Origin of the sequence: Olsenella sp. An290 (genome assembly GCF_002159535.1) — a bacterium.
Lineage (GTDB): Bacteria > Actinomycetota > Coriobacteriia > Coriobacteriales > Atopobiaceae > Thermophilibacter.
Genome location: NZ_NFIU01000002.1, coordinates 86,022 through 109,011 on the forward strand (window position 1 = coordinate 86,022; position 22,990 = coordinate 109,011).

Here is a 22,990-nt window from a genome sequence, read left to right on the forward strand (position 1 = left end):
GTCCACACGTGACGGCCCCGCCAGGGAGGCTCCCCTCCCGCGGGACGCGAGCCCTTCTCGGCGGGGCGGCCGGCCCCTTCCGCCCAGTGCCTACTCGGAGAGGCGGACCTGACGGTAGGAGACCCCGCAGCGCTCGAGGATGTTCTTGGAGATGAGGTTGTCCTCGGTGCCGCAGTACTTGTCGTCAAGGTAGACGACCTCCCCGATCCCCGCCTGCACGAGGGTCTTGGCGCACTCGTGGCACGGGAAGAGCGTCACGTAGGCCGTGGCGCCCGTCATGTCCTTGAGCGAGCCCCGGTAGTTGAGGATCGCGTTGGCCTCGGCGTGGATGACGTAGTTGTGCTTGTCGTGGAGCGGGTCGTCGTCCGTGCCCCAGGGGAACTCGTCGTCGTTGAGGCCGGTGGGCGTGCCGTTGTAGCCCACCGAGAGGATCCGGTGGTTGGTGTCGGCGATGCAGGCCCCCACCTGCGTGTTGGGGTCCTTGCTGCGCAGGCTCGCCGCGATGGCCGCCTTCATGAAGAACTCGTCCCAGCTGATGACGTCGGTGCGCTTGCCCGGCATGGCGCTCCCCTCTCGTTACGTTGTCGCTGCCAGCATGGCGCATTTGAGGCGGTCGCGCAACTCGAGGTTCTTGGAAGAAGCTCTGACAGGAAGAACGCGGAACGTCAAAGCGGCTCACCTCCCGATCGATTCGTGCCACAATGGACCCACGACCCCTTGGGAGGTGCCATGAAGCCGAGCCACGATGCGTTGGGTGCGCCCATTCCCGCCCTGCCGCTCCTGGGCATTACCGAGAAGAACGTCGGAAGCTACTCGGTCAGGCTCAACAAGATTCTCCCCCAGCTCAACCCCTTCTCGCTGCCACGAGAGGCACTGTACGACCACCTCTTTGGCCACCGGTGGTCCGACAAGGAAAAGAACCGTCGCTACCACATCCACGGCAAGAGCGTGCTCCAATTTCTGCAGCTGGAGCAGGGCTCCTCACAGTACCTGTTCATGGGCTGCTTCTCCATGGCGGGGATGAGCGTGAAGAAAAGCTACGACGGCCCCCTTGATCTCGTCTACGACTGGCGGGGACATGAGGATGAGAGCCTCGCGCCCTTCGTCGGACGTCTCGTAATCAGCTGCAAGCGTGACCAGGGGTACACGGGCATGGACTTTGACCTGACCAACCCCAAGAACGCGAAGAGCTTCCTCGAGCGGGCCGTCGTCCACAGCGTCAGGCCGACCCCGTTCCGCGTGAGGCCGTTTCCGGGCTATGACCAGATGCGCCTCTCGCATCCCGAGCTGGTCGCCGCCGTACAGGACGAAGAGTGGAAGGTCGCCCTGGGCAATGTGCAGGGCGTATACCTCCAGACCGACCTCTCCAATGGGTGGCACTATGTCGGCGCCGCATACAGCAGGAATGGGGAGCGAACGGGGCTGCTCTCGCGGCTGACCGAGTACGCCTTCGGCGACCACACGGGCGGCAATCTGCGGCTCAAGCAGATTCCCGACGCCGCGAGCCACATCGAGCGCTACTTCCAGTACTCGATTCTAGAAGTGTTCGACATGAAGGCGGACGCACGCACCATCGTCGAGCGCGAGCACTGGTGGATGCAGACGCTCAGTTCAGTGCGCCACCTTGACGACCCGTGCCCCCACGGCTACAACACCCTCTAGCTAACCCCCCCGGCATGCCGATGCCGTCACGACCGATCGCCAGGGCGGAGGAGCTGCGCGGAATCGGGTGGCGGGAAGGCATCTTCCACGCGATTCCGACGCGTCGATGGATGAGGCTCCCGGCTAGCAGCTGGCGGACGCGACCTCGCCGGGCGCGAGGTCCCAGAGGGCGCCGTAGAGCTCGTTGCCGAGGAGCCAGCCCTGCTCGGTGGGTGCCAGCCGACCGCCCTTCTCGGCCAGGAGGCCGCGGGCGAGAAGATCGTCGACGGCGTCGTCAAGCCGGGCGCCGAAGAGCACCCTCGCGCGTGAGACGAGCGCCGGGTCCAGCCCCTCCGTGAGGCGCGCCCCGAGCATGAGGTCCTCCGCCACCGCCTGGGGCTCCGTCAGAAACTCGAGCGAGAAGGACTGCGCGCAGAGCCGGGCGTCACCGGCGAGCTCGCGGCGCCCCGTCTCCCCCGTGAGGCGCACGCGCACGGCGCCCCCCGGCGGTGCGGGAAGCTTTGGGCAGGCGGTGGAAAGTCTCAGGTACTCCTCTAGGTTGAGCATACTTGAGGCTCCGGTGCCCAGGCCGAGATAGGACCGGCCCGTCCAGTAGGCCTTGTTGTGCCGGCACGCCTTACCTGCCCGGGCGTAGCTCGCCACCTCGTAGCGAGCATATCCATGACTCTCAAGTAGAGCTTGAGCCTTCGTCATTCTCTCGGCCTGAACCTCGGGGGCGTTCCACATGCAGGGGTCGTCCGCATAGCGGCGGTCGAGCGCCGTGCCCTCCTCGATCTGGAGCGGGTAGACGCTCAGGTGGCCCACGCCGAGCGCGACCGCCCCCTCGAGCGTCCGCGCCCAGCTCTCGTGCGTCTGGCCGGGCGTCGCGCACATGAGGTCAACCGACACGTCGAGCCCGCTCGCCACGGCCGCAGCCACCCGCTCCCGCGCGCACGCCGCGTCATGGAGGCGCCCCAGCTCGGCGAGCTCGGCGTCGTCCAGGCTCTGCACGCCGATCGAGAGGCGCGTCGCACCCGCGTCGCGCGCGGAGAGAAGGACCTCGTCGCAAAGCGAGTCCGGGTTGGCCTCGCAGGTGAGCTCCGAGGGGGCCGCAAGGTCCGCGACCCTCTTGAGCAGGGTGCCCAGCCCTTGCGCGCCCAGCAGGGTCGGCGTGCCGCCGCCCAGGTAGGCCGTCTCGCAGCCCTCGAGAAACCCCAGCGAGGCCGCCTCGCCCAGCTGCGCTCCGAGGGCGCGCGCGTAGGCGTCCACGAGCGGGTCTTCCGCCGGCGTGGCCCACGAGGCGAAGTCGCAGTACGCGCACTTGCGCGCGCAGAACGGTATGTGCAGGTAAAGCGCCGACGCCATCGTTTCCTCCCCAACGGTTCGTGCTCACTCGCAGTATACGGCGCTCGCCCGCGCGCCGCGCCGCCCCGGCGCGGCGGCCCCCGTGCTGGGGGCGGATCCTCGGGCGGGCAGGAATGGCGGGGCCTGCGCTGGAGTGGCGCCCCCGTTTCCCGCAAGGGCCAAAATCAGCGAAGATACGCCGGTTTTGGGTAGCAAGTTTGATGCGCGGGCACATTGGGGGCACTTTTGCGGGCCGTTTGGGCGGCACGTTCTTCTCGCCACCTGCGCTTTTGTCAGATCGAGCGACAGGAGGGACGCCAGAACATCAAACCAATTACCTAAAACCGGGAGAGACCGGCCGGGGGCGGCGCGCCCGGCGCCTAGAGCACGTGCGCGCGGACCTCGGCGGCGACGGCAAGGAACTCCTCCGCCGTCACGCAGCTCATCGCGGCATTGCGCCAGCGGGCGGCGTCGGGCATGCCCTTGAAGTACCAGCCGGCAAGGCTCCGCGCCCGCTTGAGGTGGGCGCCCGTGGCGTCGAGCAGGCGCACGTGGCACGCGAAGGCGGCGATGCGCTCGGCGGGCGTGGGCTCGTGCCCCGAGAAGACCCACGGGTTGCCGTAGGTGCCGCGCGCCACCATCACGGCCGTCGCCCCGGTCTCCGCGAGCGCGCGCCGCGCCGCGCCGTGCGAGAGCATGTCACCCGAGGCTATGACGGGAATGCCCACGGCATCCACGACGCGGCTCACGGCGCCCCAGTCGGCCTCGCCGTGGTACATCTGCGTGGCAAAGCGGCCGTGCACGGCCACCGCGGCGGCGCCCGCGTCCTCCATCGCCCGCGCGAACTCGGGCGCGACCTCCTGGCCCATGTAGCGCCCGCGACGAATCTTCACCGTCACGTCGACGCCCGGGGCGCCCTCGCGGCAGGCGCGCACGATCTTGGCCGCGAGCTCGGGGTTCTCCAGAAGCGCCGAGCCCTCGCCCTTCTTGGTCACCTTGGGCACGGGGCAGGCCATGTTGACGTCGATGAGCGCCAGGCGCTCCCCCAGGCGCGCCGCCACGCGCTCCGCGGACTCGCGGAAGAGCTCCGGCTTGGAGCCAAAGAGCTGGACCGCGATCTCCGGCTCGGCCGGGTCGGGGTCAACGAGCTCCCAGCTCTTCTCGCCGTAGTGGAGCCCCGCGCACGAGACCATCTCGGAGTAGGCGAGCGCCGCGCCGCCCGCGCGCGCCATGAGGCGGTACGCCGCGTCGGAGACGCCGGCCATCGGCGCCATGAGCAGCTTGCCGGCAAGCCTGCCGTCCCAGGCGGGAAGCGCGGGCGAGAGCCTGGCCGCCGGCGCAAACTCGGCCAGCACCTCGGCCGGCGTCACTGGTCGTCCACCTTGAGGACGGCAAGGAACGCCTCCTGCGGCACCTCCACGGAGCCGATCTGCTTCATGCGCTTCTTGCCCTCCTTCTGCTTCTCGAGGAGCTTGCGCTTGCGCGAGATGTCTCCGCCGTAGCACTTGGCCAGGACGTCCTTGCGCACGGCCTTAACGGTGCTTCTCGCAATGATCTTGTTGCCGATAGCTCCCTGGATGGGCACCTCGAACTGCTGACGCGGGATGATCTCCTTGAGCTTGTCGCAGAGGCCGCGCGCGAGGGCGTAGGCCTTGTCCTTGTGCACGATGAAGCTGAGCGCGTCCACCTCGTCTCCGGAGAGCAGGATGTCGAGCTTCACGAGGTCGCTCGCGCGATAGTCGCTGAACTCGTAGTCCAGGCTCGCGTAGCCCTTGGTGCGGCTCTTGAGCTGGTCGAAGAAGTCGAGGATGAGCTCGGCGAGCGGGATGTCAAAGTGCATCTCCACGGACTTCTCCGTGAGGTAGACCATGTTCTGCGTGATGCCGCGGTGCTCGATCGCGAGCTGCATGACCGCGCCCGTGTACTCGGGCGGCACGATGACCTTGGCCTTGAGGAAGGGTTCCTCGATGCGCTCGATGCGGGTGACGTCCGGCAGGTCCTGGGGGCTCCTCACCTCGAGCATGGTGCCGTCGGTCTTGTAGACGTGGTAGTCCACGGACGGCGAGGTGGCGATGAGGCCGAGCCCGAACTCGCGCTCCAGGCGCTCCTTCACGACCTCCATGTGGAGGAGGCCGAGGAAGCCCACCCGGAAGCCAAAGCCCAGGGCCACCGACGTCTCCGGGCTCCACGTGAGCGAGGGGTCGTTCACGTGGAGCTTCTCCAGGGCGTCGCGCAGGTTCTCGTAGTCCTTGTTGTCGATGGGGAAGATGCCCGTGTAGACCATGGGCTTGGCCTCGCGGTAGCCCGGGCACGCCTCCGCGCAGGGATGCGCCTCGTAGGTGAGGGTGTCGCCCACGCGCACGGCCTCGGGGTCCTTGAGGCCCGTGACCACAAAGCCCACCTCGCCCACGCCGAGCTCGTCGACGAGCTGCTCGGCCGGGCGCTTGACGCCCACGCCGTCCACGAGAAAGCCCGAGCCCGCCTGCATCATGGAGAGGCGGTCGCCCTTCCTGATGCGCCCGTCAAAGACGCGCACCGTGGCCACGACGCCTCGGTACTCGTCGAAGTAGGAATCAAGGATGAGCGCCTTGAGCGGGGCGTCGTAGTCGCCCTTCGGCGGCGAGACGAGAAGGACGATCGCCTCGAGCAGGTCGTGGATGCCCTCGCCGGTCTTGCCGGAGACGCACACGGCGTCGTCGGCCGGAATCGCAAGGTCCTCCTCGATCTCCTCCCTGACCTCGTCGGGATGAGCGCTCGGCAGGTCGATCTTGTTGATCGCGGGCACGATGTCGAGGTTCGCGTTCATCGCCAGGTTGGCGTTGGAGACGGTCTGCGCCTCCACGCCCTGGGTGGCGTCCACCACGAGGACCGCGCCCTCGCACGCGGCGAGCGAGCGGGAGACCTCGTAGGTGAAGTCCACGTGGCCCGGCGTGTCGATGAGGTTGAACTGGTAGGTCTCGCCGTCGTCGGCGTCGTAGGACACGCGCACGGCGTTGGACTTGATGGTGATGCCGCGCTCGCGCTCGATGTCCATCGTGTCCAGCAGCTGCGCCTCCATGTCGCGCTCCTCCACCGTGTGGGTGAGCTCGAGGATGCGGTCCGAGATGGTCGACTTGCCGTGGTCGATGTGCGCAACGATCGAGAAGTTGCGAATATGTGAGGTATCGTTCGTAGACATGAGGTGAATGATAGCGAACTCGCGGTCGTTATGCTATATTCGTCGAGTTGACCTCGCCGTGTCTCAGCACAGAGGCCTCAGATTTAATGGGAACCGAAAGGAACTGCACGTGGCTAACATCAAGTCTCAGAAGAAGCGCATCATCACCGCTGAGAAGGCGCGTCAGCGCAACAGGGCCGTCCGCTCCGAGCTCAAGACCGCCGTCAAGGCCGTCCGCGCCGCCGTGGAGGCCAAGGACGCCGAGGCCGCCCAGCTCGCCGCCAACAAGGCCGGCCGCCTGCTCGACAAGGCCGCGTCCAAGGGCATCATCCACAAGAACCAGGCCGCCCAGCGCAAGAGCGGCGTCCAGAAGCTCGTGAACACCATCAAGTAGCTTCTCTCTCAGAGCGCATCGCAAGCGGACCCGGGGTGCTGCCCGGGTCCGCTTTTTTGTGACAGGGTCGCGGGTCAAACGCCCCGTTCCACAGGGCCGCCACCGCGCACGCCGCGCCCGGGCGAGAAGGACCTCCCGCCGGGTACCTAACAGGAGCGCTCCCCCGGCCGGGCCCCGGGGCTCAGCCGGCCCCGCAGACGTCCGCGATGAGCCGGACCATCTCCGCCTCGGCGTCGGCGCCGCTCTTGAGGGCGCGCTCGACCTCCGCGCAGCGTCCGAGCAGCGCCTCGAGCTCTCCGTCCCTGAACGCCCCCGCCCACCTGACGTGGTTTCTCACCTGCCAGGACTGCTTCTTGAGCTCGTCGGCGACGCCGTGGGCCTGGCCTCGCGCGGCGAGCGAGCGGGCGCACACGAGCTCGCGCAGGCGCCCGGAGACGAGCGAGAGCAGCCCGAGCGGCGAGCCGTCGAGAAGCCGGTAGAGGGCGAGCGAGCGATGCGCGTCGCGCCCGGAGAGCCGGTCGAGGAACTCCCAGGGCTTGACCTCGGCCACGCGGGCAACGTTCTCCTCGACGAAGGCGCGCGTGATCGTGCCCGCGCCGCCGAGGAGCGCCGCCAGGGTCGAGATCTGGGTGTCGAGCATCGTCGTGGACTCCCCCACGCGTGCGACGAGCTCCCCGGCGGCGTCGGGAGCGATCCTCACGCCGTGCGCCTCGGCGAGCTTCTGCACGTAGGGAGGCAGGTCGCGCCCCTTCTTCGCCGCGCACTCGATCACGGTCCTGGGGCCGACCTTGGCAACGGCCTTGTAGAGGCGCGTCGACTTGGCGAGGGTCGTGGCCACGAGCGCCAGCGTGCAGCTCTCGTTGGGATTGCCGAGGTAGCCCACGATGGCCTCCGAGACCGCCTTGGGGAGCTTCTCGGCACCCTCGATGATCACGACGCGGCGGGTCCCGCCCATGGGCAGGGTGTTGAGCGAGGCGAGCACCCCCACCGGCTCGAGCTCCCCCGACGCCACGAGCTCCTCCAGGTTGAAGGCCGCAAACGGCCCGTCGACGCGCGCCCTGAGGCGCGCGACCGCCTGCTTGCGCTTGAGCTCGTCCGGGCCGACGATGAGGTAGGCCGGCAGGAGCGCGGGCTTGTCCGCCATGCGAGGGGTCCCTTCTGCGTCGTGGGTGGCATCCGTGGGCCCAGTGTAGCATGCGCCCGAGCGGCCGCCGGGCGCTCATGGCCCGTCCCCGCGCTGGCAGGAGACGACGGGCCCGCGCCCTCCCGGCTCCACGCACACGTCGCCCGCGTCGCTCGTGCAGAGGAAGACGGAGCCCGCCGCCTCGAGGGCCTCCACGCACGCCGGGTCGGGGTGCCCGTAGGGGTTACCCTCCCCCGCGCTCGCCACGGCGACCTCGGCGGCGAGCGTGCGGGCGTCCTCGGGGTAGACCGAGACGGCCGAGCCGTGGTGCCCCACCTTCAGGAAGTCGACGTCGCCCACCTCGCCACGCGCAAGGACCGCCGCGGTCTCGTCACGCTCGGCGTCGCCCGTGAGCAGCCCCGTCAGCGTGCGGGAGCCGTCGTCGAAGCTCAGGGCGAGCTCGAGCGAGTGGGCGTTCTCCGTCCCGTCGACAGGGCCCGTCGGCGAGACGCAGGCGAGCGAGAAGCGCCCCACCCTGACCACGTCCCCGTGGCGCAGCGTCTTGAGCCGCGCGCCCTCCGGAAGCGGGGGCTCCACCCCCTCGCCCGCCATCACGACCCGAGCGCCCGTGACGGCGGCCGCGGCCGCAAGGCCGCCCGTGTGGTCGTCGTGCAGGTGCGTGACGATGACCGCGTCGAGGTGGAAGACGTTGTTGCGCGCGAGGGCCTCCGTGACGGCGTCGCCCGGGCCCGCGTCCACGAGCGTCGCGCTCGCGCCGTCCGTGACGAGGATCGCGTCCCCCTGACCGACGTCGAGGACGCGCACGCAGGCGGGTGCGAAGAGGCGCCACCTCACGTACCACGCAAGCGCGACGGCCGCCACGACCCCGACCCCGGCAGAGAGGCCCCGGCGCGTAAGGCGCGGCCACCAGGCGACGAGGGCCGCCAGGGCGAGCGCGAGGGCGACGAGGGCCGCCGTCTCGTCCGCGCTCACGGCGACGCAGGAGAGCGGGAGCGCCGCGAGCGAGCGCAGGGCGGCCATGAGGGCGCTCCCGACGACGTCGCAGGCGGCGAGCGCGACGCCCTGCACGGACGGGAGCGCAACGAGCGCCGCGGCGGCGAGCCCAAGGGCGAGCAGCGCCGAGAAGAGCGGGGCGAGCACGACGTTGGCGAGCGGCGCCACGAGGGAGAGCTGCGAGAACGTCGCGCAGACGAGCGGTGCCGTGACCGCCTGGGAGACGAGCGTGAGCGAGAGCGCCTCCTCGGCGGCGTCCCAGGCGCGGGCGAGCCGACGGGCGGGCGGGCGCAGGAGCGCAGCCGGGGGCGGGGCGAGCGTGCGCACCGCGTAGCGCGCGTAGGCGCCGAGCGCGCAGATGCCGCAGACGCACGCCACGGAGAGGAGGTAGCCCAGCTGCCCCGTCACCCCGGGGTCCGCGAGCGCCATGCCGAGCGCCACGAGGGAGGCGGAGGAGAGCGGGTGCGCGCGGCGGCCCGCGAGCCGCGAGAGCTCCGCCACGAGCGACATGGCCCAGGCCCGCACGGCCGAGGCGGGCGCGCCGCAGAAGACGACGAAGGCCCCCGTGAGCGCGAGCAGGAGCGCAGAGCGCAGGGCCGGCCGGAGGCGCGCGCGGGAGAGCGCGCGGCCGGCGAGGGCGCTCACGAGCACGAGATGCCCGCCCGAGACCGCCACGAGGTGCGAGACCCCGCAGGACGCGAAGACGTCGCTCAGGCCGCGGCGGGACATCGCCTGGGTCGAGGCGCAGATCGTCCCGGCGAGAAGCGCCCGGGCGTCCGACGACTCCGCGTCGAGGCTCTCGAGCACGGCCTCGCGCAGCCGCAGGACGACCCCGCGCACGCCGCCCGCGGGCTCCCTCGAGAGGACCCGCACCGCGCGCACCGTGCCGGAGAGCCCCTGCGCACGGGAGCTCGCGCCCCACTCCCCCTCCTCATTGGGCGAGAAGCGCCCCACGCAGCGGATCGTCGTCCCCAGGGGGACGGGCGCGTCGGCCGTGAGCCACACGCCGCCCGCGTCGCGCCCGGCCGAGACCACGCGCGCCCGTCCGCGCCAGCCCTGGGGGCCCTCCGACATGTCGCCCTCGAGCCTCAGCTCGAAGGCCGAGACGGGGCTCGACCCCAGGAGCGCCGCGACCCTCCCCTGGCGCGCGAGCTCTCCGGCCGAGGCCGCGAGCGCGCACCCGAGCGCCGCGAGGAGCGCGAGGGCGAGCCCGGACGAGCCGCGCAGGAGCCGGCGCGCGGGCGGGGCGCAGCAGAGGGCGCCGAGGAGGAGCGCGGCGAGCGCCGCCCCAAGGAGCGCGCGGGGGTCCGGCGCGAGGGCGAGCGAGGCCCGCACGCACCCAAGGGCGAGAAGGAGCGCCCAGAAGGCGGCGGGAAGGAGCGGGCGCTCGGGGCGCTCGGGCGGCGTCCCCTCAGACACAGACCATCGCCTCGAGCTTCTCGAACTTCTTCTCCCCGATGCCCGAGACCCGCATGAGGTCCTCGGGAGACGAGAAGGGCCCGTTGCGCTCGCGGTCCTCGATGATGGCGCGCGCCGTCGCCTCGCCGACGCCGGGCAGGGCGTCGAGCTCCTCGACGCCCGCGGTGTTGAGGTTCACGGGACCCGAGGCCTGCTCGGGGGCGGCGCCCGCCCCTGCGGACGGGGCGGGGGACGCCTCGCCCGCGAGGGGGACGTGGACCTTCTCGCCGTCCGCGAGCGGGGCGGCAAGGTTGATCGAGCTCGTGTCCGCCCCCTCCACGACCCCTCCCGCGGCGAGGACGGCGTCGTTCGCGCGCGAGCCCGCGGGGAGCTCGTAGACGCCGGGGGCGGCCACCGCCCCGTCCACGTGGACGACGAGCGGCGCCTCGGGTTCGGCTGCCGCGACACCGCCCTCGCCCGAGCCGTCCTTCTCGCCCCCGACGTCCTTCTCGCCCGCGGCGTCCTGCGGCCCCTCGGCCGCCTCCTCGACCATCCCCGCCGAGCGCTCTATCGTCACGCCCCCGGGCCCGCCGAGGAGCCCGAGCGCCGTGGCGGCCACCGCGAGCGCGGCGAGCGCGCCCGCCGCGGCGACGCCGACCCTGAGCCCAAGCCTGCCGGAAAGCCTCCCTGCCCTCCGCTCCTGTGCCACGCGACCACCCCCCCTGGGAAAAGCTTCCCCCTAGGGCGCGCGCCGCGCGGCCGCGCGGGAAAAACGCCCGGCACGAACCTGCCAGGACTCTCTCGGGATGCCGACAGAAAAGGGCGGGCGCCCACGATGCGTGGGTCGCCCGCCATCTGACTTCGAACTATGTGCGCACCGCTCGCGGGCAGATCCCCTACCGCTCGCCGCCTCTCCAGGCCGAGAGCTCCGCGTGGTGCTCCCTAAGGCCTCCCCTGGGCGCGTGGTAGGACGGGCACTGCGAGAAGTCGCGCCACTCGACGTGCTCGACGAGGTCGGCCACCATGGCCTCGTGGTCGAAGCTCTCCCAGGCCTCGAGCACCTCGGGGAGGCGCGCGTGGGTCTCCGGGCGGCGCGGCATGAAGAGCGTGCAGCAGTCCGGCGCGGTCTCGCAGGAGATGTCGTAGGTCCCGATCTCGTGCGCGCGAGCGATGATCTCCTGCTTGTCCGAGCCGATGAGCGGCCGCAGGACGGGCATGGTCACGGCCTCGTTCACGGCGGCGATGTTGTCGAGCGTCTGCGAGGCAACCTGGCCGAGGGACTCGCCGGTGACGAGCGCCTTGGCGCCCTCGAGCCGGGCGATGCGCTCGGCGACCTGCAGCATGACGCGACGGTACATGATGATGCGCAGGCCCTGGGGCACGGCGAGCGAGATCTCGCGCTGGCGCTCGCCGAAGGGCACCACGTAGAGGCGCCCGATCGCGCCGGAGGGCGCGAGGGCCTCGACGATGTCCTGGCAGAGCCACTCGGAGGTGTCGGAGGTCATGGGGCGGCCCGAGAAGTGCACCGGGACGCAGGTCGCGCCGCGCCGGCCCACCATCCAGGTGGCGACGGGCGAGTCAAAGCCGCTCGAGAGGAGCGTGACGACCTTGCCGGCGGTGCCCACGGGAAGCCCCCCCACGCCCGGCGCCGAGGCGGCGTAGACGTAGGTCGACCCCTGGACCACGTGCACGACCACCGTGACGTCGGGGGTGTGCACGTCGACCTTCTTGTCGGGGAACGCCTCGCAGAGGACCGACCCCACGAGACGGTTCATCTCGAGCGAGTGGAGCTCGTAGGTCGTCGAGGAGCGACGGGCGTGCACCTTGAAGGTGGCGAAGTCGCCCGCCTCCCCGAGGGCGCGGACCGCGGCGGCGCAGTACTCGGCCTCGTCGAGCCCGCAGCGATAGGCCAGCGAGACGCGCGCCACGCCCGGGACGCGCCTGATCGCGGCGGCCATCTCCTCCGTGGCCAGCCGGTCGGAGGCCTCGACGACCAGGTGCCCCGACACGCGCGCGATGTTCGCGGGCGAGAAGGACCTGAGCGCCCGGTGCAGGTTGGTGACGAGCTGGTTCTCGAAGGTCGAGCGGTTCTTGCCCTTGAGCCCGATCTCGTGGTAGTGGACGAGGCAGAGTCTCTCGGTCATGCCGCCGCCTAGAGGGCGATCGTGTTGGCGCCGCGCACGCCCTCGTCGAAGTCCTCCTTGACGAAGCCCAGGGTGCCGTCCTCGATCTCGGTCATGGCGATGGACACGGGGTCCTTGCCGGAGGCGACGGTGGTGATGTCGTCGAATTCCTGGATGGCGGCGACGCGCAGGTGCTGGCCGCGCACCATGTTGTTGATGTCACAGGCGCGCTTGGACGCGATGGAGCAGAGCAGGAAGGGGTTGTGCTCGGTCTTCTCGAGCAGCGCGTCGATCTCAGGCTTGATAACAGACATCTTAGAGCGAGCTCCTTGTCTCATAGGAATCGATTACGTGCGCGAGGTCGTCGACGGCCCGGTCGAGGTCGTCGTTTACGATGCGCACGTCGTAGCGGTCGGCGTAGGACATCTCGCGCCGGGCGTTGGCCAGGCGGCGCTCGATTGACGCCTCGTCCTCGGTGCCGCGGCCGCGCAGGCGCCGCTCGAGCTCCTCCGGGCTGGGGGGCTCAATGAACACGAGGACGGCCTCGGGGTGGGAGGCACGGACGCTGAGGGCGCCCTGGACGTCAATCTCAAGCACGACGGAGCGCCCCTCGGCCAGCACGCGCTCCACCTCGGAGCGCAGCGTGCCGTAGCGGTGCCCGTGCACCCATGCCCACTCGAGGAACTCCCCCTCCCCGACCCGACGCTCGAACTCGGCGTCGTCGAGGAAGTGGTAGGAGACCCCGTCGACCTCGCCCGGTCGCGGCTCCCTCGTAGTCGCAGAGACCGTCAGGCCCAGGCGCGTGAGACGCTCGCGCAGCAGCGCGACGAGCGTCCCCTTGCCCACGCCTGACGGCCCCGAGACGACGAAGAGCCTGGCTTCCCTCGTCACTACTTGGAGAGGGCCTCGACGAGCTGCTCGCGCTGGCGGGCGCCCAGGCCCTTGACGCGGCGGGTGGCGGAGATGCCCAGCTCGTCCATGATCTTGGCGGCCTTGGCCTTGCCGTAGCCGGGGAGGGACTCGATGAGCGTGGAGACCTTCATGCGGCTGGCGATGGGGTCGTCGGACTCGAGGACGTCCTCAAGGGTGACCTTGCCGCTCTTGATCTTCTCGCGCAGCTCGGCGCGCTCGTGACGGGCCTGGGCGGCCTTCTCGAGGGCGGCCTTGCGCTGCTCGTCGGTAAGCTGGGGTAGAGCCATTGTTCCTCCAAACATCGTTCAATCCGATGAGTCCGCCTGCCTCCAGGCGGGCTCGCAATGAAACAGTGTGCCCATTTATCTCTGCTTTTGCAAGACATCTCCACCAAAGGTGCAGGTCAAGGGCCAATCCTTCACAACGCGTCGACCGGGCGCCACGCACGGCGCCCCAAGGCGCCCGGAAAAAACGCCAGCTCAGGACGACTACGAGGCCATGAGCTCCTCGCAGATGGCGTCGAAGGCCGCCACGGGGTCGTCGGCCCCCGTGATGGGACGGCCGATGACCAGCTTGGAGGCCCCGGCCTCGATCGCGGCGGCGGGGGTGGCAATGCGCTTCTGGTCCCCCACCTCGGCGCCCGCGGGGCGCACGCCCGGCGTGACGATCAAGGCGTCAGGGCCGAGCAGGGCGCGCATGTCGGCGGCCTCCTGCGGCGAGCACACGATGCCGTCGGAGCCGGCGGCGTAGGCGAGGCGGGCGAGGCGGGCGACCTCCTCGGCCACGGGGGCGTCCACGCCGATCTCGGCGAGCGCCGCCTGGTCCATGCTCGTGAGCACGGAGATGGCCACGAGGCGCGTGCGGTCCCCGCCGCGCAGCTCCGCCGCCTCCTCGGCGCCCGTGCGCGCCGCGGCGACCATCGCCGAGGAGCCGAGGCCGTGGATGGAGAGGATGTCGGCGCCGGTGAGCGAGGCCGCGCGGACCGCGCCCTGCACCTGGAAGGGAATGTCGTGGACCTTGAGGTCGAGGAACACGCGCAGGCCGCGCTCGCGCATCGCCTCGACGATGGCGGGGCCCTCGGCGTAGAAGAGCGTCATGCCCACCTTGACCCACGTGGCCTTGCCCGCGAGCATGTCGGCGAGCTCGAAGGCCCGCTCGCGGCTGCAGTCAAGGGCGATGATGACCTTGTCGCTTGCCTGTTCGTACGTCAGCATTCGACGGCTCCAATCAGCTCGTTGATGTCCGTGACCCCCTGCTCGGCGGCCCATGCGGCGAGCTCGCCGACGATGCGCTCCGCGCAGGTGGGGTCGTAGAAGTTGGCGGTGCCCACGGTGACGGAGGTCGCGCCGGCAAGGATCATCTCGGCCGCGTCCTCCCAGGTGGCGATGCCGCCCATGCCGTTGATCGGGATCTTGACGGCGCCCGCGGCCTCCCAGACCATCCGCACCGCGATGGCGTGGATGGCCGGGCCCGAGACGCCGCCGGTGGGCCTGGAGAGGCGACTCCTGCGCGTGCGCACGTCAAGGGACATGCCGTTGATCGTGTTGATGAGCGAGAGGGCGTCGGCGCCCTCCGCCTCGCAGGCGCGCGCCACCTCGGGCACGCGCACGGGCGCCATCTTGACGAGGAGCGGCCGGCGCACGCGCGGGCGCACCGCGCGCACGACCTCCGCGGCGCTCTCGGGCGTGCCGCCCACGAGGGCGCCCCCGCGCGCGATGTTGGGGCAGGAGATGTTGAGCTCGACGCCGCTCGCCCACGGGGCGAGCTCCTCGATGAGCTCGACGGCGGCCACGTACTCCTCGACGGAGTGGCCCGCGGCCTGCAGGATGACGCGACAGCCCCGCTCCTCGAGCCCGGCGAGGTAGGCGCCGTTCTGCTCCACGACGGCGGCGACCCCCGGGTTGGCGAGGCCCACGGTGTTCATCATGCCGCTCGGCACCTCGCACATGCGCGGGGCGGGGTTGCCGGGCCAGGGCTCGGCGGAGCATCCCTTGCAGGTGATCGCGCCCAGGCGCGAGACGTCAAAGAAGCCCTCGAAGACCGAGCCGAAGGCAAAGGTGCCCGAGGCCGTGTTCACGGGGTTCTTCATGCGGACGCCGCCGAGGTCGACGGCCAGGGAAACGCCCTCGGCGCTCGGGTTCTTCTCGCCCATTACCACGCCACCTCCTCGGCGTCGAAGACGGGGCCGTCCTTGCAGCAGGACTGGTACGTGCCGTCGGCCATGGCGACGTTGCAGGTGCCGCACGCCCCGAAGCCACAGCACATCATCCGCTCCATGGAGACCTGGCAGGCCACGCCCGCCTCGCGGCAGATCCGGGCGACGCCGGCCATCATGACCTCGGGGCCGCAGGCGTAGACCTGCGCGTACCCCCCGGCGGCGAGGAGCTCCGCGAGGGCGTCGGTGGTGAAGCCCGCGCGCCCGGCCGAGCCGTCGTCGGTCGTGACGGCCACGGTGCCGGCGCCGAGGCCGGAGAGGGCGTCGACGCCCCAGAGCCGCCCCGCGGTCTGCGCGCCCACGACGGCGTCGAAGGCGATCTCGCGCTCGGCGAGCAGGCCCGCGCAGGCGACGATCGGGGTGATGCCCACGCCGCCCGCCACGACGACGGAGCGGCCCTGGCCCGCCGACGTGCGCCAGGGGTTGCCGCAGGGCGCGACCACGGTGGTGACCGATCCCCGGGGCATCTCGGAGAGGCGGCGCGTGCCGTCCCCCACCACGGCGTAGACGATCTCTATCTTTCCGGTCGAGGCGTCCGCGCGCGAGAAGGACAGCGGGATGCGCAGGATCTGGCTCGCGTCGCCCGGCACGTAGACGTTCAGGAACTGCCCGGGGGCGAGGCGGAAGGCCAGGTCGGGCGCGGAGAGCACGACGCGCATGAGGCCGTCGGCGACGGGCTCGTTGGTGACGACGGTCACCTCGTGAAGGCCGGTCGGAGTCTTGGTGTCGTCCATGGCGGCCTCGCTACGCGGTCCGGGGGGTCACGACGCCCTCGGTGAGGGTGCGGTGGCCGTCCACGAAGACGTCGGAGGCGGCGCCGGTGAGCGTGGCGCCGAGCCAGGCGGAGTTCTTCGAGCGGCTCTGGAGCCACTCGGGGGTGACGGTGACCTCGGCGGCAGGGTCGATGAGCGTGAGGTCGGCGGCAGACCCCGCCTCGACGCGCACCTCCGGAAGGCGGAGGCAGGCGCGGGGATTCACGGCCATGACCTCGACGAGGCGCGACCAGCTCATCGTGCCGGGCAGCACGAGGTTGGTGAGCATGAGCGGCAGCGACGTCTCGAGGCCCACGATGCCGAAGAACGCGATCTCCCACTCGCAGTCCTTCTCGTGCGGGGCGTGCGGCGCGTGGTCGGTGACGATGCAGTCGATCGAGCCGTCGAGGACGCCCGCGCGCAGGGCGGCCGCGTCCGCGGCGGTGCGCAGGGGCGGGTTCATCTTGAGGTTGGTATCGTAGGCGTCCGTCACGTCGTCCTCGGAGAGGAAGAGGTGGTGCGGGGCGACCTCGCAGGTGACGGGCAGGCCCTCGGCCTTGGCGGCGCGCACCAGGTCGAGGCCCTTCCCGGTGGAGATGTGGGCGATGTGCAGGGCGCAGCCGGTCATGCGGCAGAGCTCGATGTCACGGTAGATCTCCAGCTCCTCGCCGAGCGCCGGCCAGCCGAACATGCCGAGGCGTGTGCTCGCGCGGCCCTCGTTGATGACGCCGTGCGTGGTGAGCGACTCGATCTCGCAGTGCGCGGAGACGACGCGGTCGAACTGCGAGACGTACTCCATGCAGGTGCGCATCATGCCGGCGCTCTGGACGCCGTGGCCGTCGTCGGAGAAGGCGACCGCGCCCTCCATGACCATGTCGCCGATCTCGGCGAGCTGCTCGCCCTTCTCGCCCACCGTGAGCGCGCCGATGGGGCGCACGTGGCAGAGCCCCGCCTCGCGCGCGCGGTCGATCTGGTAGCGGACCTCGGCGCCGGTGTCGGTCACGGGGTCGGTGTTGGGCATCGTGGCGACGTCGGTGAAGCCGCCGTGGGTGGCCGCGCGGGCGCCCGTCTCGATGGTCTCCTTGTACTCAAAGCCGGGGTCGCGGAAGTGGACGTGCATGTCGACGAGGCCGGGCACGAGGTACTTGCCGGAGGCGTCGATGACGCACGCCCCCTCGGGCGCCTCGAGGGCCTCGCCCACGGCCGCGATCTTCTCGCCGTCGATCAGCACGTCGCGGACGTCGTCAAGGCCCACCTGCGGGTCGACGACGTGGGCCCCCTTAAGCAGATACGCCATTGTTCTCTCCTCCCAGAAGCAGGTACATCTCGGCCATGCGCGTGAGGACGCCGGCGTTGACCTGGTCAAGAATGCGCGAGCGGGCGCAGTCGGCCACGTCGGCGTTGATCTCCATGCCCCGGTTCATGGGGCCGGGGTGGCAGATGATGGCCTCGGGCTTCATCTTGTTGACGCGCGCCATGTCGAGGCCCCAGAGGCGGTTGTACTCGCGGCGGGACGGGATGGCCGCGCCCTCCATGCGCTCGAGCTGGACGCGCAGCATGTAGACGACGTCCATCTCGGGGATGACGTCGTCGAGGTCGGCCGTCTGGGGCACGCCGTAGTAGTCGGGGTCGTCCACCTGGAAGGTGGGCGGGCCCACGAGCGTGACGTCGGCGCCCATGGTCTTGAGCGCGGGCACGAGGCTGCCGCAGACGCGGCTGTGGGAGAGGTCGCCCACGATGGCGACCTTGAGGCCGTCGAGGTGGCCGAAGTTCTCGCGGATGGTGTAGAGGTCGAGCATCGCCTGGGTGGGGTGCTGGTGCTTGCCGTCGCCGGCGTTGATGACGATGGCGTCGGTGTGCTCGGTAATCTTCTGCGGCGTGCCGGCGAGCTTGGCGCGGCAGATGAACATGTCGACGTTCATGGCGTCGATGGTCTCGATGGTGTCGGCGAGGCTCTCGCCCTTGACCACGGAGGACGTGGCGCCGCCCATGGAGAGGGAGTCGGCCGAGAGGCGCTTCTCGGCGAGCTCGAAGGAGCTCTTGGTGCGCGTGGACGGCTCGAGGAAGAGGTTCACGATCGTGCGGCCGCGAAGCGCAGGGACCTTCTTGATCGCGCGCTTGTTGACCTCGGAGAACGAGCGCGCCGTGTCGAGGATCTGGGTGATGTCGTCGGCGGTGAGGCTCGTCGTGTCGATCAGGTGTTTGACGGACAGCATCTTGGTTGGCACCTCCTGTGCACTGCTCTACTCGGTCGGCCTGGTCCAGATCTCGACCGAGTTGGTCTCGTCGTACGGGGCAAGGGTCACGCGGACGTCCTCCTCGTGGGAGGAGGGCACGTTCTTGCCCACGTAGTCGGCACGGATGGGAAGCTCGCGGTGGCCGCGGTCGATCATGACGGCGAGCTGCACCGTCTTGGGGCGACCGAGGTCGATGAGGGCGTCGAGCGCGGCGCGGATGGTGCGCCCGGTGTAGAGGACGTCGTCGACGAGGACGATGTCGCGGTCGTCGACGCCAAAGGGGATGTCCGTGCCAAACTCCACGGGGGCGATCTTGCGGCGGACGTCGTCGCGGTAGAAGCTCACGTCGAGCGTGCCCACGGGCGGGCGCGTGCCCTCGATCTTGGCGATCTCGTCGGCGAGCAGGGGCGCCAGCGCGGCGCCGCGGCGGACGATGCCCACGAGGGCCACGTTCTCGGCGCCCTCGTTTCGCTCGATGATCTCGTGAGCGATGCGGGTGAGCGCACGGCTCATGGCCTGCGCGTCCATGATCTGTGCCTTGAGCTGGGCCTGTTCCATGGGACTCCCTTCTCACAAAAAACGCCCTGCCGGCATGCCGGCACGAGCGTGAGAAAGGCATATAAAGCGTCCCAGGGGACCTGACCTTGCTGGCGTCTCGCACCGGCTTAAAGAATCTCCCCTACTGTAGCACGAAGCCGGGGCGCGAGGCGCGAGAAGGACGGGCGGCGCGAGCGCTAGCCGAACTGCTTCTCGTAGGCCTCGATGACCTCGTCGACGGGGCCGTCCATGCGCAGGTGGCCCTTCTCGATCCAGACGGCGCGCTCGCAGATGCGCGCGACCTGCTTCATGGAGTGCGAGACAAAGAGGACCGTGACCTTGCCCGAGTCGATGAAGCGCTTGATGCGCTCCTCGCACTTCTCCTGGAAGAAGACGTCGCCCACCGAGAGGGTCTCGTCGACGATGAGGACGTCGGGCTCGGTCACCGTGGCGATGGCAAAGGCGATGCGCGCGACCATGCCCGAGGAGTAGTTCTTGAGCGGCATGTCCATGAAGTCGGCGAGCTCGGCAAAGTCGATGATCTCCTGGAGGTGCTCGTCGATGAACTCGTTCGAGTAGCCGAGGAGCGCGCCGTTGAGGTAGATGTTCTCGCGGGCGGTGAGCTCGGGGTCAAAGCCCGCACCGAGCTCGATGAGCGGCGCGATGTTGCCGCGGACCGTGATCGAGCCCTCCGAGGGCTCCAGCACGCCCGCGATGCACTTGAGCATCGTGGACTTGCCCGAGCCGTTGGTGCCGACAAGGCCCACGACCTCCCCGCGGCGCACCTTGAAGCTCACGTGGTCGAGGGCACGGAACTCCTTGAAGAAGAGCTCGTGCCTCATGATCTTGATGAAGTACTCCTTGAGGTTGTTGAGCTGCTCGCTCGCGATGTTGAAGATCATCGAGACGTCGTCGACCTCGATGGCGTACGGGGTGGGCGTTTCGGCCATGGGTGCCTGCCTAGATGTAGAGGATGAACTTGTGCTGGGTCTTGCGGAAGACGAGGATGCCCGCGACAAGGGCGAGAAGCGCCCACGCGACGGCGAGGATGAGCACCGTGGAGCCCGGGGTGGCCTGGTACACGATGGCGCAGCGCATCATGTCGATGTAGTTGTACATGGGGTTGGCCTTGACCACGGCCACCACGATCCAGGGCGCGTTGGAGTTGGTGAGCAGGGAGAGGTCCCAGAAGATGGGCGTGAGGTAGGTCCACGCGGTGAGCAGCACGCTCCAGAGGTGGATCATGTCGCGGAAGAAGACCGCGAGCGACCCGATGAGCAGCGAGAGGCCCACGCAGAAGACCATGAGCAGCAGGAGCGCGGGCACCATCCAGACCAGGTGCCAGGTGGGCGCGATCTGGAAGAAGAGCATGACGATCACGACGGCGATGAGCGACAGGGCGAAGTTCACCACGGCCGAGAGGACCTTCTGGACCGGGAACACCCAGCGGTCGACCTTGACCTTCTTGAGCAGCGGCGCCGCGTCGATGATCGAGCGCAGGCCCGTGCTCGTGGCCTCGTTCATGAGGCCAAAGGTGACGTTGCCCACGATGAGGTAGAGCGGGTAGTTCTCAACGTTCGAGCCCCGCAGGAAGTACGAGAAGACGAAGCTCATGACGATCATCATGAGCAGCGGGTTGAGCACGCTCCACACGACGCCAAGAACCGAGCGGCGATAGCGCAGCTTGAAGTCCTTGGTCACGAGCTGCTGAAGGATGAAGCGGTCCTTTTCCAGGCCTGCGGAGACGTGCACCACGCCGCGGCCCCTCGTTGTCCCCTGGCTCAAAGGTTCCCCCTGCCCATATCCGTTCTTTCCCATGGAATCCTATCACAGGGCCCCGAGGGTCATAGAAACCGCAGAGAGCGCCCGACGGGCCGGCCCTGGGGCGCGAGAGGTTCTTCTCGCCTGGCGCGCCCATGGGGGCGCGGGTTCCGCGGATTTTGGGCCCGCCGCGTCCGACAGCATACATTTCTTGCTTTCACTTCATATACTCGCAGGAAAAATCTGTCCGCCGAGCGATTCGTGTATGCTAATCGGCCCTCGGCCGCTCCCGCTGGGGCCGCCCTAGCGGCGAATCTCTGTCAAGAGCCCCTGCCCACGGAACCGCCCCCGTAAAGCCAGGGTGCCCACCGACCGGGGCCGGGCGAGCGCAGTCAGCCCCGGCAGCCGACGCGGACGCCCTCGCGCGGCTCTGCGGGCCAGGGCCGACGCTCGTGCCAATCGTGGGGAATTGTGGGGATGACCCAACGAAAAAGAGGCCGGAGGGTTTATCCCTCCGGCCTCGTCAATTTCTGGCTCCCCGGGTAGGATTCGAACCTACGACACGCTGATTAACAGTCAGCTGCGCTACCACTGCGCCACCGGGGAAGGTGGTGTGCGCGTTGCACAAGAGAAGAGTATACAGATGCCAGAGAAAGACGCAAGCGAGAATCTCAGATTTCTTGGACGAGCTGGCGGAGCGAGCGCTTGCATCCATCGGCGGGCGCGAGCTGAGGCGCTTCTCGGGTGGGCGCAATCATCCCACGAGGCGGTCGTTCCGCCGTCGATCAGGGCCGATTAGCATACACAAATCGCCTAAGGGTCAGTTTTTTCCTGCGGGTATATGAAGTGGAAGCAAGATTTGCATACTATCGGACGCGGTAGGCCAAAAACTGCGGGGCGGGACGCCCCATGGGCGCGCCGGGCGAGAAGAACCCGTCCGCCCCCCACGCAAAAACGGCCGCGGCAGGTGTGCCGCGGCCGTCAGTTGCCGATGCCTGAGACCCTAACAGCCCCTAGTCCTCCATGTAGTCCTTGAGGCGGCCCGAGCGGCTCGGGTGGCGCAGCTTGGCGAGGGTCTTGCTCTCGATCTGGCGGATGCGCTCGCGCGTGACGCCAAACTCGCGCCCGACCTCCTCGAGGGTGCGCGGGTGGCCGTCCTCCAGACCAAAGCGGAACTTGATGACCTTGCGCTCGCGGTCGGCAAGGCCGTCGAGGACCTGGTCGAGCTGCTCGCGCAGCATGGAGTCGGACGCGGCCTCGGGCGGCGCGACGGCGGAGGAGTCCTCGATGAAGTCGCCGAGCTGGGAGTCCTCCTCCTCGCCGATGGGCGTCTCCAGCGAGACGGGTTCCTGGCTGATCTTCTGGATCTCGCGCACGCGGTCCGGGCTCATGCCCATCTCGGCGCCGATCTCCTCGGGGGTGGGGTCGCGGCCGAGATCCTGGAGCAGCTGGCGCTGCACGCGGATGAGCTTGTTGATGGTCTCCACCATGTGGACCGGGATGCGGATGGTGCGGGCCTGGTCGGCGATGGCGCGCGTGATGGCCTGGCGAATCCACCAGGTGGCGTAGGTGGAGAACTTGAAGCCCTTGGTGTAGTCGAACTTCTCGACCGCGCGGATGAGGCCGAGGTTGCCCTCCTGGATGAGGTCGAGGAAGAGCATGCCGCGTCCCACGTAGCGCTTGGCAATGGAGACCACGAGGCGCAGGTTCGCGCTGATGAGCTGCTGCTTGGCGTCAAGGCCCACCTGCTCGATGCGCATGAGGCGGCGCTGCTCGGCGCGCGTGAGGGTGAGCTCGCCGGCCTCAGCGGCCTCGAGCTTCGAGGCGGCCTCGGTGCCCGCCTCGATCTTCATGGCAAGGTGGACCTCCTCGGAGGCGGTGAGAAGGTCGACCTTGCCGATCTCCTTGAGGTACATGCGAACCGGGTCGCCCGTGAGCATGACCGTGGAGGTGTCCTGCCGGCGCGCACGGGCGCGCGAGGAGCGCTTGGGCTTGGCCGCGCGGGCCTTGGGCACCGAGCGCAGGGCCTCCTTCACGGCCTTGGCCTCGGCCACGCTCTCGGAGTCCTCCTCGTCGTCGTCGCCAAACCCCTCGCCCGCAACGTCATCGTCGTCGAAGTCGTCGTCGGAGGCCTCGTCGTCGGCGGAGAAGCCCCCCTCCGGGGCCTCGGACCCGCCCGTCACCTCGACACCCTTGGAACGAATGGCCTCGTAGAGGTCGGAGAGCTCGTCGGAGTCAACGTCAATCTCGCGGATGGCCACCTGGATGTCGTCCTCGGTGACGCTGCCGGCGCCCTTTGCGCCGCGAACGATGTCATCGACGACCTTGGTGAGGTCGTCGGAAAGCTTGATGCCGCTCTTCGTCTTCTTGCTGCCTGCCACG

The 22,990-nt window shown here is 69.6% G+C and carries 22 protein-coding genes and 1 tRNA gene; 2 read left to right on the forward strand and 21 right to left on the reverse strand.

What is annotated here, in order from left to right; all coding sequences use genetic code 11:
* Positions 1–90 precede the first annotated feature (90 nt).
* Entirely contained in the window at positions 91–561 is a 471-nt protein-coding gene (locus tag B5F84_RS01960; protein WP_087320148.1) for a dCMP deaminase family protein, read from the reverse strand.
* A gap of 168 nt (positions 562–729) precedes the next feature.
* Between B5F84_RS01960 and B5F84_RS01965 the strand changes: the two genes are divergently transcribed.
* Positions 730–1,662: a GIY-YIG nuclease family protein gene (locus B5F84_RS01965; protein WP_087320150.1), complete on the forward strand. Its 933-nt coding sequence runs from the start codon at positions 730–732 to the stop codon at positions 1,660–1,662.
* Between the two features lie 123 nt (positions 1,663–1,785).
* Here the strand turns inward: B5F84_RS01965 and hemW are convergent, their stop codons facing one another.
* From hemW to lepA, 3 genes are all read right to left on the reverse strand, one after another.
* A complete protein-coding gene (hemW, locus tag B5F84_RS01970) occupies positions 1,786–3,006 on the reverse strand; it encodes a radical SAM family heme chaperone HemW (RefSeq protein WP_087320153.1) in 1,221 nt (406 codons plus the stop codon).
* Positions 3,007–3,365: 359 nt separating this feature from the next.
* A complete protein-coding gene (locus B5F84_RS01975) occupies positions 3,366–4,355 on the reverse strand; it encodes a tRNA-dihydrouridine synthase (RefSeq protein WP_239378183.1) in 990 nt (329 codons plus the stop codon).
* A complete protein-coding gene (lepA, locus tag B5F84_RS01980) occupies positions 4,352–6,163 on the reverse strand; it encodes a translation elongation factor 4 (protein ID WP_087320155.1) in 1,812 nt (603 codons plus the stop codon). The genes B5F84_RS01975 and lepA overlap by 4 nt, the downstream gene beginning before the upstream one ends.
* Positions 6,164–6,272: 109 nt before the next feature.
* On the opposite strand from lepA, the gene rpsT reads away from it, so the two are divergent.
* Positions 6,273–6,536, forward strand: coding sequence for a 30S ribosomal protein S20 (gene rpsT / locus B5F84_RS01985; RefSeq protein ID WP_087320157.1), 264 nt, complete (start codon positions 6,273–6,275; stop codon positions 6,534–6,536).
* 181 nt (positions 6,537–6,717) lie between these two features.
* Here the strand turns inward: rpsT and holA are convergent, their stop codons facing one another.
* The 17 genes from holA to rpoD form a co-directional block, all read right to left on the reverse strand.
* Positions 6,718–7,680, reverse strand: coding sequence for a DNA polymerase III subunit delta (gene holA / locus B5F84_RS01990; protein ID WP_087320159.1), 963 nt, complete (start codon positions 7,678–7,680; stop codon positions 6,718–6,720).
* A gap of 75 nt (positions 7,681–7,755) precedes the next feature.
* Complete coding sequence (locus B5F84_RS01995) at positions 7,756–10,092, reverse strand: ComEC/Rec2 family competence protein (RefSeq protein ID WP_087320161.1); 2,337 nt, start codon at positions 10,090–10,092, stop codon at positions 7,756–7,758.
* Positions 10,085–10,780 carry a ComEA family DNA-binding protein gene (locus B5F84_RS02000; RefSeq protein ID WP_087320163.1) on the reverse strand — a complete coding sequence of 232 codons (696 nt, stop codon included), beginning with the start codon at positions 10,778–10,780 and terminating at the stop codon, positions 10,085–10,087. The genes B5F84_RS01995 and B5F84_RS02000 overlap by 8 nt, the downstream gene beginning before the upstream one ends.
* A gap of 187 nt (positions 10,781–10,967) precedes the next feature.
* Positions 10,968–12,215, reverse strand: coding sequence for a tRNA uracil 4-sulfurtransferase ThiI (gene thiI / locus B5F84_RS02005; protein WP_087320165.1), 1,248 nt, complete (start codon positions 12,213–12,215; stop codon positions 10,968–10,970).
* Between the two features lie 8 nt (positions 12,216–12,223).
* Positions 12,224–12,508: a DNA-directed RNA polymerase subunit omega gene (locus B5F84_RS02010; RefSeq protein ID WP_087320167.1), complete on the reverse strand. Its 285-nt coding sequence runs from the start codon at positions 12,506–12,508 to the stop codon at positions 12,224–12,226.
* Position 12,509: 1 nt separating this feature from the next.
* The gene (gene gmk / locus B5F84_RS02015) at positions 12,510–13,085 is read right to left on the reverse strand and encodes a guanylate kinase (protein ID WP_087320169.1); all 576 of its coding nucleotides are present in this window, start codon (positions 13,083–13,085) and stop codon (positions 12,510–12,512) included.
* Entirely contained in the window at positions 13,085–13,393 is a 309-nt protein-coding gene (gene mihF, locus B5F84_RS02020; protein ID WP_087219875.1) for an integration host factor, actinobacterial type, read from the reverse strand. Before mihF ends, gmk begins: the two co-directional genes overlap by 1 nt.
* 201 nt (positions 13,394–13,594) lie before the next feature.
* Positions 13,595–14,320, reverse strand: coding sequence for an orotidine-5'-phosphate decarboxylase (gene pyrF, locus B5F84_RS02025; protein ID WP_204205475.1), 726 nt, complete (start codon positions 14,318–14,320; stop codon positions 13,595–13,597).
* The gene (locus B5F84_RS02030) at positions 14,314–15,258 is read right to left on the reverse strand and encodes a dihydroorotate dehydrogenase (RefSeq protein WP_087320171.1); all 945 of its coding nucleotides are present in this window, start codon (positions 15,256–15,258) and stop codon (positions 14,314–14,316) included. The genes pyrF and B5F84_RS02030 overlap by 7 nt, the downstream gene beginning before the upstream one ends.
* Positions 15,258–16,055 carry a dihydroorotate dehydrogenase electron transfer subunit gene (locus B5F84_RS02035; protein ID WP_087320173.1) on the reverse strand — a complete coding sequence of 266 codons (798 nt, stop codon included), beginning with the start codon at positions 16,053–16,055 and terminating at the stop codon, positions 15,258–15,260. Before B5F84_RS02035 ends, B5F84_RS02030 begins: the two co-directional genes overlap by 1 nt.
* Positions 16,056–16,065: 10 nt before the next feature.
* A complete protein-coding gene (locus tag B5F84_RS02040; RefSeq protein ID WP_087320175.1) occupies positions 16,066–17,370 on the reverse strand; it encodes a dihydroorotase in 1,305 nt (434 codons plus the stop codon).
* The gene (locus B5F84_RS02045) at positions 17,354–18,289 is read right to left on the reverse strand and encodes an aspartate carbamoyltransferase catalytic subunit (protein ID WP_087320177.1); all 936 of its coding nucleotides are present in this window, start codon (positions 18,287–18,289) and stop codon (positions 17,354–17,356) included. The genes B5F84_RS02040 and B5F84_RS02045 overlap by 17 nt, the downstream gene beginning before the upstream one ends.
* Before the next feature lie 27 nt (positions 18,290–18,316).
* Complete coding sequence (gene pyrR, locus B5F84_RS02050; protein WP_087320180.1) at positions 18,317–18,868, reverse strand: bifunctional pyr operon transcriptional regulator/uracil phosphoribosyltransferase PyrR; 552 nt, start codon at positions 18,866–18,868, stop codon at positions 18,317–18,319.
* Between the two features lie 176 nt (positions 18,869–19,044).
* Positions 19,045–19,797 (reverse strand): ABC transporter ATP-binding protein, encoded by a 753-nt coding sequence (locus B5F84_RS02055; RefSeq protein ID WP_087320182.1) that lies wholly within the window; start codon positions 19,795–19,797, stop codon positions 19,045–19,047.
* Positions 19,798–19,807: 10 nt separating this feature from the next.
* Positions 19,808–20,665 carry an ABC transporter permease gene (locus B5F84_RS02060; RefSeq protein WP_087320184.1) on the reverse strand — a complete coding sequence of 286 codons (858 nt, stop codon included), beginning with the start codon at positions 20,663–20,665 and terminating at the stop codon, positions 19,808–19,810.
* A gap of 474 nt (positions 20,666–21,139) precedes the next feature.
* Positions 21,140–21,214 (reverse strand) — tRNA-Asn (locus tag B5F84_RS02065).
* Positions 21,215–21,621: 407 nt separating this feature from the next.
* The gene (gene rpoD, locus B5F84_RS02070) at positions 21,622–22,989 is read right to left on the reverse strand and encodes an RNA polymerase sigma factor RpoD (protein ID WP_087320186.1); all 1,368 of its coding nucleotides are present in this window, start codon (positions 22,987–22,989) and stop codon (positions 21,622–21,624) included.
* Position 22,990: the final 1 nt, after the last annotated feature.